Genomic DNA, 11,973 nt, shown 5'->3' with positions numbered 1-11,973 from the left:
TCGACCCGATGGTCGGTGACGAGATCGATCGGGCCGGGCATGACGGTCAGGCTATCGCCTGCGCGGCGGCTCGTCGGCGCAGACCGCAGACGCAGGAATCCCGCCCGTGCGCCGGAATCCCCTGGGGGGAAGGGGATTCCAGCGCACGAACGGGATTCCGTTGTCGTGCAGGCCGCGCGGCAGACGGTGGTTAGGCCGCCAGCGGCACCTCGATCGAACCGCCGGTCACGGTCGCCCGGGGAACCGGCACGACCACGAACGAGTCGTCTGCGGCATCCGCTCGCACGCCCTCGCCGTCGCCCAGCGCACCGCTCACGAGCAGGTCGCTGATGCGGTCGTCGATCTCGCGCTGGATCACGCGGCGCAGCGGGCGGGCACCGTACTCGGGCTCGTAGCCGCGCTCCGCGAGGAGCGCCACCGCGGCATCCGTCACCTCGAAGGTGATCTCGCGCGCCGCGAGGCGAGCCGACGTGGCACCCAGCATGAGGCGCACGATCTGCGCCAGCTGCGGCTGGTCGAGCTTCTGGAACAGCACGATCTCGTCGATGCGGTTCAGGAACTCGGGCCGCATGGCCTCGCGCACCTTGCCCATGACGCGCTGACGCACGTCGTTCATCGACGAGAAGCCGTTGGCCGCGGCATCCGTCGACGCGACGAACCCGAGCGCACCCGAGCGCGACGCGAGGAACTCCGAACCGAGGTTCGAGGTCATCACGATCACCGTGTTGCGGAAGTCGACCGTGCGGCCCTGGCCGTCGGTGAGGCGTCCGTCGTCGAGGACCTGCAGCAGCAGGTTGAACACGTCGGGGTGCGCCTTCTCGATCTCGTCGAACAGCACGATCGAGTACGGGTTGCGCCGCACGCGCTCGGTGAGCTGCCCGGCCTCGTCGTAGCCGACGTATCCGGGAGGGGCGCCGACGAGGCGCGACACCGTGTGCCGCTCGCCGAACTCGCTCATGTCGAAGCGGATGACGGATGTCTCGTCGTCGAACAGGCTCGACGCGAGCGCCTTCGCCAGCTCGGTCTTGCCGACACCCGTCGGCCCGAGGAACAGGAACGAACCCACCGGGCGACGCGCGTCGCCCATGCCCGTGCGACTGCGGCGCACGGCCTTCGCGACCGCGGTGACCGCGTCGTCCTGGCCGATGACGCGCGCGTGCAGCTCGCCCTCGAGGTCGCCCAGGCGCTCGCGCTCGGTCTCGGTGAGGCGGTTCACCGGAATGCCGGTGGCCCGCGAGATCACCGCGGCGATCTCGGCCTCGTCGATGACGGTCGCGTTCGGATCCGCGGATGTCACGGCGCGCCCGGTCTCGGTCACCTCGTCGAGCTTGGCCTGCACCTTGGCGATCTCGTCGCGGATGCGCGAGGCCTCCTCGTAGTGCTCGGCGCCGACGGCGGCGTTCTTGTCGGCCTCGAGCTCGCCGAGTCGCGCGATGAGCGCGGAGACATCCGTCTTCACGCCGAGCCGAAGGCGCAGTCGCGCGCCGGCCTGGTCGATGAGGTCGATCGCCTTGTCGGGCAGCACGCGGTCGCTGAGGTACCGCGCGCTGAGCTCGACGGAGGCGCGAAGCGCGGCATCCGTGTACTCGACGCCGTGGTGCTGCTCGTAGGCGGGCTTCAGTCCGTGCAGGATCAGCACGGCGTCTTCGATGGAGGGCTCGCCGACGCGCACCGGCTGGAACCGGCGCTCGAGGGCGGGGTCCTTCTCGATGACGCGGTACTCCTTCAGCGTGGTGGCGCCCACGAGGTGCAGGTCGCCACGCGCGAGTCGCGGCTTCAGGATGTTGCCCGCGTCGGTGCCGCCATCGCCCGAGCCGCCCGCGCCGACGACCGTGTGGATCTCGTCGATGAAGATGATGAGCTCGCCCTTGTTGGCGGTGATCTCGTCCATCGTCTTGGTGAGGCGCTCCTCGAAGTCGCCGCGGTAGCGGGTGCCGGCGAGCATGCCGGGCAGGTCGAGCGAGATCACGCGCTTGCCGAGCAGCGCCTCGGGCACCTGCTCCTCGACGATCGCGCGGGCGAGGCCCTCGACGATCGCCGTCTTGCCGACGCCGGCCTCGCCGACGAGCACCGGGTTGTTCTTGGTGCGGCGGCTGAGGATCTCGATGGTCTGCTCGATCTCGTCGACGCGCCCGATCACGGGGTCGAGCTCGCCGTTCTCGGCCAGCTCGGTCAGGTCGGTGCCGAACTTGTCGAGCATGGGGGTGTCGGACTCGCCATCCGGCGATCGAGTAGGCGCGCCAGCGCCGTATCGAGATCCCTCGTCGTCATCGCCCTCAGTCGCGTACTCCTCGCGGATCTGCTGCGTCAGCGCCTCGGCGGTGACGCCGGCGCGCGCGAGCACCTGTCCGGCAGGAGCATCCTGCCCGAGCACGAGCGCGAAGAAGAGGTGCTCGGGGTCGATGTAGGTCGAGCCGGCCGAGCGCGCCACCTGGTAGCTGTGGAACAGCGCACGGCTCGCGCTCGGGGTGATCGTGGCGGCGTTGATGTCGGCGACGTCGGATGCCGCGGGCAGGCGCGCCTCGGTCGCGGTGATGAGCCGCTCGGGCGCGACGCCGATGCGGGCGATCGCCTGCTTGACGCTGTCGTCCTCCACGATGACGCGCAGGATGTGCAGGGCGTCGAGCTCGGTCTGGCCGCGCTCGAGCGCGAAGCGTCCGGCGCGCTGCAGGATGCCTTGCGTGCGGGCGGTCAGGAACCGGCTGAGGTCGATCGACCGAGCCTGGCGAGCCTGCTCACCCGCGAGGTACCGGCTCAGAAACTCGTCGAACGAGCTCGCACCGGCTTCGGGGTTGAAGTCTTCGGGCACCAATCCTCCTGGAACTTGAGTGGCGTACGCTCAAGTTCAACGTTCCGGCAGCCTTTCTATTCCCAACCCCACTTCACTCGAGCGCCGTGCGAAAACCGTCGAGGCTGCTTAGGTCGATAGCAGGACTCTGTCGTAGCTCATCCCGAAACAGCGTGCCGGTGAGCGCCTTCTTGAACCGTGCCTGTCCTGTCTGGCGAAGAATCCATCGCCCATCTTCGAGATCCAGGACGTGAAGCCCACGTTTCAATCTGACGTCGGTGTATTCACTCAAGTCGAGCAGATGCGCTTCATACCGCACGCCGCTCTGATGCTGGTCGGAGAGGGAAGCCTGAACCAGGTGCACAAATCGGAGATCAGTGAGCAGCGCCATCAGCTCGTACGCTCGTGAACCTCGCTCGGCACGGTTCACGCGGAAGTACACGTATCCACGCTGCTTGACAGCCGTGGAGAGGCTCTCGAGCGCCTGGAGGATGGCTGCTGAGTTCGACTCGTCGACGTCTTGTTCTAGATCTCGCTTCTTTCGCCGGGCGGAGCGTCCGGCTGCAACTGCCACATCCTCTCGCCCGATTTCTCGCGCACGTTCACGAGTTTGACGGGCGACGACGATTGATGAAGCAACCAGATTGAGGTAGTCGCGAGGAACGCCTCCTGACGCAAGCACGAGGCGCGCCAACGCCTCAGGCTTCGCCAAGCTGCCAAGCGAGCCAACCCCTGCCGCAGCGACATAGTTGATCAGCACAGACTCCAAGAAGCGTTGGGTCGGCCCCGGGTCTTCGAGAGTTACGTCGAGATCAACTTTCGTGGCATCGTGCGGAATCTCAAGGCCCATGTTGGTGGATTGCTCGTACACGCGGCTTAGGCGCTCAATGCTGGCGATCTTCATCCAGCCATCGCAGTCTCTCAGCGCACCAGCAAGGTAGTCGAGAAGGACGGGTTGAACAGCCATTGGAACTAGGTAGAAGTCGTCCAAGTAGAGGTAGGCCCGAATCAGACCGTCTCGCAGAACAGCGCGCAGAGCCGTGTTGAGCTCGGGAAGCCGTTGCTCCACAAACTCCTGCCCGCCATCCTCTGCGCTGAGCTCTACTGCGAGTTCGCCTTGCAGCAAACGCAACCGATCGAAGATTTGGCTTTGTGTGTCGCCACCCTGCCGAACAACGCTCTCCAGCAGCATAAGGATCACAGATGCTGCCGCGGCACCTGCTGTCAGGTGCCGCAGGACATGGGCATTTACCCAAGTCGTCGCGTGTCCGCGCCTTTCAGCATCCGCCTTTGCCTCCAGCAGCAAGGCAGTCTTTCCAACACCTCGCCGACCGAAGATCAGCTGATGCCGGGACGCGCTGATCGCCGAGAGGCCAGCTCGAGGGTCCTCCATGTACTTGAGACTTGGGAGAGCATCGGAGGTTCTCGAACGGGCTTCCAGCAGCTGTACAAGCTGGTCTACGTCGCCGCCAGCGAGGCGTCCCCTCGTCGGATCCGCGGTCGAGCCGGTCGGGATCTCGGTTGGCACGGGTCTGAACACAACCACAACCTGGCTTGCATCTTGGCCGACGGAGGCGTTGATCACCTTCTCAAACGCACCTGCAAGACCCTGTGCGGCAGTGAGACTGTCCGCCGGCAAGAGGACGATCAGCCAGTCCTCCCCGGGAAAGCTCCGTTGCTCAATTCGATCGAAACTCAGTCCAGCGTCAGCCAACAAGTCCCGAAGAGTGTCGGTAGTCTCCATCGTCAAACCAATCCGTTGTCGAGTGAAAAGTCTTCGCAAGCGTTCACAAACTCGGACGCGGTGACGTAGAGAGAGCGCGCGTCAGGCTCCCAATCGGGCGCCAGAGCAGGATAGGGATCGTAGTCAGCCTGATTCCTCAAGAGCCGGGCATCAGTGAGCTGGCTCTCGCGGAGCGCAAGCTGATCGAGACCCCCAGGGAGATTTCGTGGCAGAACACTGTGCTTCTCATAGTCATCGCCTCCATGAGACGCGTACGCAATCGCTCGAGCGGCGTGGTACATCGCGTAGTAGCTTCTGCTGATCGACGAGCGAAACTGGAGACCAGCAAGCAAGTTGTCCGCCGCGCTTAAGTGAACCCCTGCAAGGACGAGTCTGTCTGAGGTAATCTGCGCCAGAATCGTCGAAATCGGTAACGGGTAGCGCCCTCTTGGAATTGCGCTGATTTGATCCAGCTTGAGGGTCGATACGTAGAGCATCATCGAATCGCCAACACTAGGCGTAGGCACTAGATTCCTCCCTCAATATGACACTCCCGCACCCGCGACCAAGTCACTCCGTCGGACCTCATGCGCGAATCGACGCCAGGCCGTGTTTCGAGTGACTCAGCAGCCCAATGAACCTATCGATCCCCCACTGGTCACCTCGACGGAATGCCGCCCCCATTTCGAGGGCCAAAGCGCGACCTCTGGGGATAGTGACAGCAATCGATTCACGGCGTCTTGTCCAGCACGTTTCGACCGGGTGGATCGGCACCTGGGCGGGATACGGTGATCGCGGCGGCGCGCACGCTTCGGGCAAGCAGGGAAGCCATCTGCCCTGCTCTCAAAGTCCCGAGCTTGACTCGCGCGTCAGTGCCGAAGGCGTGTTCGCTATGCAGACCATCGATGAGAGCGGCCATAAAGGTGTCGCCGGCGCCGACGGTGTCGACAACGTCGACCTTCACCGCAGGGATCGCCAACTCAAAGCTCGGCGCAAGTGCGAGGCATCCGTCGGAACCGGTAGTCACTACCACGAGCGCAGAGCCCGACAGCGACCAGCGGCGTGCAACGTCGGCAAGATCTTCGCCGGGGTGGAGCCAGGCGATGTCCTCGTCGCTTGCCTTGACGACGTCGACTCGCTCGATGAGGGAGAGCACCCGGCTGCGCACCGCGTCGCGGTCGTCGATGAGGCTTGGGCGGATGTTCGGGTCGTAGGTGATGAGCGCGCGGCCTCGGTGGCGGTCCACGAGGTCAGAGACGGCGGTTGCGCCGGGATCAAGGGTGGCGGCGATGGATCCAATGTGGAGCGCGTCGGCCAGATCGACGCCGTCGGCCTGGATCTGCCAGGCGAGGTCGAACTCGTAAGTAGCGGCGCCTTCCCCGTCGAGGCGTGCCAATGCGGTCGAGGTTCGAGCGGCGGGTTGGTTCTGCACCCTGACATCCGAGGCAGCCAGCCACTCGCGCACGGCTTGGCCGTGAGGGTCATCACCGATCGAGGTGAGCAAGCGTGGGCTGCGGCCCAAGCGGCCGAGGGCCAGGGCGACGTTGGCCGGACTGCCGCCCGGCGACTCGTCGATCGAGCCGTCGGCGCGGTGCACGATGTCGACGAGGGCCTCGCCGACGACGAGCACGTTGGACTTCGATGCCGGGGCCGTCATCGTTTCACTCCATCCGACTCGAGCTCGCGGGACGCGGCTTCCGGTGCGGGCACGTCTGCAACGAGTGCGGAGACCGGGCCGGGCAACTCGGTGGTGAGTTTCGCAGCGATGGGGCCGGCGCCAAGGATGACGAGATTCGAGACCGTCGTCTCGCCGTCGTTGGCGAAGACCTCGAGCAGGGGGCCGTCAAGACTCACGAGCAGGCCCACGGGATCGTCAGCGGAGCCGGGCAGCGTGACGGTGCTCGTGGACGGGAAGTCGGGGTGCACGCCCTCCGTCGCGGCACCGCTCCGGGTGACGCTGAGCACGTGTGTCGACGGATCGTGCGAGACCTCGACGAGGGCGTCGGCGTCGCCTCGCAGCTGCAGTCGTGGGGCGCCCGTCGCGGCGGGATCCCACGCCAGCTCGAGCAGCGAGTGGCCGCTCAGCGTGAACTCGGCCGGCTCGCTCGCACCGAAAACGGTCGAGGGCGTCGCACCTGCGAGCAACTCCCCCACGAACCCCACCGGCTGCTGCACAAGGCGAACCGTGCCGGCAACGGTGCGCAGCGACATCCGCCGCGGCAGTGACATCGCCCCGCGCCAGGGCGAGGAGGGGATGGCGGCCGCGTAGCGCCAGTTGCTCATCCAGGCGAGCATGATGGCCTCGCCGCCGGGGGCGCTGTCGAAGGTGACGCCGGCGTAGAAGTCGCGGCCGTGGTCGAGGCGCGTGAGGTCGGCGGCATCTGACCGGAACACAGCACCGTCGAACGAGCCGATGACGTAGTGCATCGACGAGCCGTCGGGGTCGGGGTCGTCGCCGACGGGGTTCGTGCTGAGCAGCAGCACCCAGCGGATGTCGGCGGGATCGCCGTCGACCGCGAGGGGCACGAGGTCGGGGCACTCCCAGACGACGCCGGTCTCGCCGAGCGGGCCGAAGGTGCTGACGTGCTCCCACGAGCGCAGGTCGCGCGACGAGTAGAACAGCACCTGACGGTCGTCGGCCTCGACGGTGAGCATGACGTAGCGGGTGGTGCCGGCGGCATCCGTGAATCTGATGACCTTCGGGTCGCGGAACGCGCTCGTGCCGCGGTCGAGCACCGGGTTCTGCGGGTCGGGCTGCCACGTGTACCCGCCGTCGCGGCTCGTCGCCATCGACTGCGCCTGGTGGTCGTCGTCGTAGGCGCTCGTGTAGAACGCGGTGAGCAGGGCGCCGCCGTCGGCCGCACCAGAGCCGGCGCCAGAGCCAGCCGGTTCAGAGCCAGAAGCCGTCGCCACCACCGACCCCGAGAACACCTGCTCCCCCTCGCGGTACCGCAGCGCCACCTCGTGCTCGGTCCAGCGCCGCAGGTCGGGGCTCGTCGCGTGGCCCCAGCTCATGTTGCCCCAGTCGGCGCCCTCGGGGTTGTACTGGAAGTAGAGGTGCCAGAGGCCGCGGTCGTAGACGAGCCCGTTGGGGTCGTTCATCCAGTTGCGCTGCGGCGTGAAGTGGAATCGGGGTCGCGGCACGTGGCCGTTCGGGGCTTGCACGTCGTTGCTCCTAAAGCTCAGTCAGATCGAGTGCCGCAGCACCGGCGGGCACGCGATGAGCTTCGGGCCCGACTCGGGGGCGGGCTCGAGGCCGAGCAGCAGCCGCACGCCCGCGGCGCCGAGCTCGTAGTGCGGCAGCGCGACCGTCGACAGCGTCGGGCGCAGGTGCGCGGCGATGACGTCTTGGTTGTCGAAGCCCATCACCGCAATGTCTTCGGGAATGCGCAGGCCGTGCTCGCGCAGCCCGTCGTAGAGGCCCATCGCCACGCGGTCGTTGTGGCAGAACACGGCGGTCGCCTTCGATTCGAGAATCGCGGATGTCGCGGCGTAGCCGCCCTCCTGCTCGGGCGCCGCCGGGAACACGAGCGACTCGTCGAACTCGATGCCCGCCGCGGCAAGTGCCGAGCGATACCCCGCGAGACGCCCGGTCTGCGCGGGCGACGGCGTCGTCGTGTTGATGAACGCGATGCGGCGGTGGCCGGCGGCGAGCAGCTCTTCGGTCGCGGTGCGTCCGCCCTGCTCCTCGTCGGGCACGACCGCGGGCAGCACGTTGCCGGCGGCGAAGCAGTCGACGAGCACGGTGTCGGTCTGGTGCAGCGCCTCGGGCACCTGGATCTCGCGGTGGTACCAGGTCGAGTAGAGGATGCCGTGCACCTGGTGCTCGAGCATCATCGCGATGGCCTCGTTCTCGGCCGCCGCGTTGCCGTCGGTGTTGGCGACGAGCAGCACGTAGCCGTGCTTCCACGCCTCGTCTTGCGCACCGTGGATGATCTGGCCGGCGAACGGGGTCGTCGCGATCGCGTCGGCGACGAGGCCGATGAACCGCGAGGTGCCCTGCGAGAGCGTCTTCGCGAGCGCATTCGGCCGGTAGCCGAGCTCGGCCACCGCCTCGTGCACGCGCCGCCTCGCATCCTCGCCGATGCGCACACCCTGCTTGTCGTTCACGACGTGCGAGACCGTGGCCACCGAGACGCCGGCGACCTTTGCGACATCCCGCATCGTGACCGGCGACCCGTTTCGGCCGTGCTCCGAGGTGCTCATCCCTTGGTTGCTCCACTCTCGAGACCGTTGATCATCGCCTTGTTCAAGACGAGGAAGACCAGAAGCAACGGCGTCACCGTCACGCAGACGGCGGCGAACGTCGCGGTCCAGTCGGTGTTGCCCATCGCTCCGATGTAGTTTTGCAGGCCCAGCGGGATCGTCTTCAGTCCGTCTGAGAGCACGAACGTGTTCGCGAAGATGAAGTCGTTCCAGATGAAGATGCTGTTCACCAGCACGACCGTGATGATCGTATTGGCCGACAGCGGGAACGTGATCTGGCCGAAGATGCGGTACGGGCCGGCGCCGTCGATCGACGCGGCCTCGTACATCTCGCGCGGGATGTACTCGTAGAACGAAGAGAACAGGTAGATCGACATCGGCAGCGCGAACGCGGCCAGCGGAATGATCATCGACATGTGGGTGTCGAGCAGCCCGATCTGCGAGTAGTCGATGAAGAGCGGCACGAGTGCGATCTGCACCGGCACGATGATGCCGAGCAGGAACAGCGCCTTCACCAGCCCGCTGAAGCGGAAGCCCAGCACCTCGAGGGCGTACGCGGCCATCATGCCCGCGACCACGATGAGCACGCTCGCGCCGAGCGTGACGATGAGGCTGTTCAGGATGTTGAGCCCGAGGTTGCCCGTCGCGAACGCCCGCGCGTAGTTGTCGAGCGTCCACTCCGACGGCAGTGCGAAGGCGTTGCCGCCCGCGAAGTCCGATGCGGTGCGGAAGCTCGTGAGGAACAGCCACACGAGCGGGTACACCTGCACGATCACGATGAGCACGATCGTCACCGTCAAGATCGTGCGCTGCACCCGAAGACGAGGTGAGATCGAGCGGATGCGGCGCCGTTCCGGCCCACCGGTTCGGCGGGGCGGGGTCGGCTCGGGCGGGGCAGACGACACGGCCGGCGTGAGCACGGGGGCGGTCATGAGTCATCCCTTCGGCGAAGGATCAGGAAGATGAGGCCGACGGCGACGAGGCACTCGACCACGATGAACACCGAGATCGCGCTCGCGTAGCCGTAGTCGGTGTGCACGAAGGCGGTCTTGTACATGTAGGTCGTGAGCAGCTCGGAGGCCTGTCCGGGCCCGCCGTTGGTGAGCAGGTACGGGATGTCGAAGCCGCGCAGGGCGAACGTGGTCGCCATGATCGTGGTCGTGATCCATACCGGGCGGATGTACGGGAAGCGGATGCGCCAGAACACCTGCCACCACGAGGCGCCGTCGAGGCGGGCGGCCTCTTCGAGCTCCTTCGGCACGGCGATGAGCGCGGCGTAGATGATGAGCATGTAGAGCCCGGTGAAGCGCCAGCCCTCGGGAATGGACACCGCGGCGAGCACGGTGTCGACGTCGGAGAGCCACGCGTTCTGGAGGTTCTCGAGCCCGACCCACGCGAGGATCTGGTTCAGCAGGCCCACCGGCTCGAGCGAGTAGATGCGCTGGAACAGGATGGCGATCGCGACCGTCGAGATGATCGCCGGCAGCAGGTAGACCGTCTTCACGAGCTCGCGCGCCCGCGGCAGTGCCGTGAGCAGGCTGGCGACGATCAGCGCGCCGCCGAGCTGGAGCACGAGGCAGATCGCGAGGTAGCCGAGCGCGTTGCCGAACGCCGTCCAGAAGACATCGTCGCGCGTGAGCATCTTGACGTAGTTGTCGAACCCGACGAAGACCATGTCGGTGATGCCGTCCCAGCGGAACACGCTGAGGAACAGCGACTGGATGATCGGCAGCAGCACGGCCACGCCGTACAGGAGGAGCGGTGGAACGAGGAAGACCAGCACCGACAGCTTCGACCGACGCGGCAGCATCGACGTCGACATCGGGCGGGCCCGCCGGGGCGAGCGCGGCTTGGCCGCACCCACCCCGGCAGTGGTGACCGTGTCAGCCATTGACGTTCTCCGCGAGGGCGGCATCCATCGTCTCGATGAACTCGTCGGGCGTGATGTCGCCCTGCACCAGGAGGGTCAGCTCCTGCTGGAGGCGGGTGTTGGTCGCCGGGTCGAGCTGCGTGTCCCACGGCATCGCGATGCGCGGGCCGACCTCGTTCGCCTGACCGACCGCACGGGAGTACAGCTCGGTCGCGTTGTCGGGAATCGTGGTCTCGACGTTGGTGGTCGGCGAGAGCGCACCGGTCGCGGCGTAGACCTCGGGGTAGCGGTCGAGGGCGAACGCGAGGAAGTCGCGCACGAGCGGGTCGTACGTCTGCGCGTTCACGGCCATGCCGATGCCCGACGGGGTCACGAACTCATTGTCTTCGGTCACGGCGCCGTCGATGGTCGGCAGCGTGAAGTAGTCGACGTCGTCGCGCACGGCCGGGTCGAGCGCATCCGTCGCGAGGTTGCCGAGTTCCCACGTACCGATGTTGTAGACGGCGGCCTTGCCCGAGGTGAAGAGCGCCTGGGCGTCGGCGTAGCCCGTCGACGAGAAGCCCTGCTGGAAGCATCCGGCCTGTCCGAGGGAGTACAGCCAGTCGGCCGCGGCCTTGCCCGCCGGGTCGGCGAACGACGCGTCGCCGGTCTTCAGCTGCTGCACGTACTCGGGGCCCGCCAGGCGGAACGGGTAGTACGCCATGTAGCGCTCGAGCGGCCACTGGTCCTGCCCGTCGAGGGCGATCGGCGTGATGCCCTTCGCCCGCAGCGCCTCGCACATCGCCGGGAAGTCGTCGAGCGTGGCCGGCACCTCGACGCCCGCGTCGGCGAGCAGGGCCTTGTTGTACCAGAAGAACTCGAGCTGGAACTCGAACGGCACCATGTACAGCGAGCCGTCGTCGAAGCGCTGGTAGTTGAGGGCGGCCTCACGGTACTCGTCAGACAGGCCGAGGTCGTCGAGCAGCGCGTCGACATCCATCATCTGGCCCGACTTCGCGAGCTTCTGGGCGAAGGGCGTCGCATCGGTGTCGAACAGCTCGGGCAGCTTCTTCGCCGCCGCGAGCGTCTCGTACTTCTGGATGTACGACGGCCGGTCGGGCGTCGTGATGAGGTTGAGCGAGAACCCCGGGTGCTCGTCGGCGTACTCGTCGGCGATCTGCTGCATCGCCGTGATCACGCCGCCGTCAGCGGGCCGCGACAGCAGCCACGAGATCTCGCGGGGCACGATCTCGCCCTTCGGGTCGACGTCGGTCGGGTCGGCGCTGCTCGCCGCGCCCGCGCATCCGGTGAACAGGAGTGCTGCTGCGGCTGCGGTGGCGGCAGCGGCGAGGAACGCTCGCCTGCGCTTCGGGGTCGACATGATCGGAATCTCCTTTGATCGAACTG

General features: G+C 66.8%; 9 protein-coding genes. All 9 read right to left on the bottom strand.

Annotated elements, in window-relative coordinates; genetic code table 11:
* Window positions 1-190 precede the first annotated feature (190 nt).
* A complete protein-coding gene (locus tag BM342_RS05745) occupies window positions 191-2,809 on the bottom strand; it encodes an ATP-dependent Clp protease ATP-binding subunit (RefSeq protein ID WP_092964483.1) in 2,619 nt (872 codons plus the stop codon).
* 73 nt (window positions 2,810-2,882) lie between these two features.
* A complete protein-coding gene (locus BM342_RS05740; protein ID WP_092964482.1) occupies window positions 2,883-4,532 on the bottom strand; it encodes a hypothetical protein in 1,650 nt (549 codons plus the stop codon).
* A gap of 2 nt (window positions 4,533-4,534) precedes the next feature.
* A complete protein-coding gene (locus BM342_RS05735) occupies window positions 4,535-5,011 on the bottom strand; it encodes a HEPN domain-containing protein (RefSeq protein ID WP_092964481.1) in 477 nt (158 codons plus the stop codon).
* Window positions 5,012-5,241: 230 nt separating this feature from the next.
* Window positions 5,242-6,168 (bottom strand): carbohydrate kinase family protein, encoded by a 927-nt coding sequence (locus BM342_RS05730; RefSeq protein WP_092964480.1) that lies wholly within the window; start codon window positions 6,166-6,168, stop codon window positions 5,242-5,244.
* Window positions 6,165-7,676 carry a glycoside hydrolase family 32 protein gene (locus tag BM342_RS05725; RefSeq protein WP_092964479.1) on the bottom strand — a complete coding sequence of 504 codons (1,512 nt, stop codon included), beginning with the start codon at window positions 7,674-7,676 and terminating at the stop codon, window positions 6,165-6,167. Before BM342_RS05725 ends, BM342_RS05730 begins: the two co-directional genes overlap by 4 nt.
* 21 nt (window positions 7,677-7,697) lie before the next feature.
* The gene (locus BM342_RS05720; RefSeq protein ID WP_092964478.1) at window positions 7,698-8,717 is read right to left on the bottom strand and encodes a LacI family DNA-binding transcriptional regulator; all 1,020 of its coding nucleotides are present in this window, start codon (window positions 8,715-8,717) and stop codon (window positions 7,698-7,700) included.
* Window positions 8,714-9,649: a carbohydrate ABC transporter permease gene (locus tag BM342_RS05715; protein WP_092964477.1), complete on the bottom strand. Its 936-nt coding sequence runs from the start codon at window positions 9,647-9,649 to the stop codon at window positions 8,714-8,716. The genes BM342_RS05720 and BM342_RS05715 overlap by 4 nt, the downstream gene beginning before the upstream one ends.
* Window positions 9,646-10,527, bottom strand: coding sequence for a carbohydrate ABC transporter permease (locus tag BM342_RS05710; RefSeq protein WP_092966588.1), 882 nt, complete (start codon window positions 10,525-10,527; stop codon window positions 9,646-9,648). The genes BM342_RS05715 and BM342_RS05710 overlap by 4 nt, the downstream gene beginning before the upstream one ends.
* 73 nt (window positions 10,528-10,600) lie before the next feature.
* Window positions 10,601-11,947 carry an ABC transporter substrate-binding protein gene (locus BM342_RS05705; protein ID WP_092964476.1) on the bottom strand — a complete coding sequence of 449 codons (1,347 nt, stop codon included), beginning with the start codon at window positions 11,945-11,947 and terminating at the stop codon, window positions 10,601-10,603.
* Window positions 11,948-11,973: the final 26 nt, after the last annotated feature.

Source organism: Agromyces sp. CF514, assembly GCF_900113185.1.
Taxonomy (GTDB): Bacteria; Actinomycetota; Actinomycetes; order Actinomycetales; family Microbacteriaceae; genus Agromyces.
Note: the sequence above shows the minus strand (reverse complement) of the source record. Positions and strands in the feature narration are given on the sequence as shown.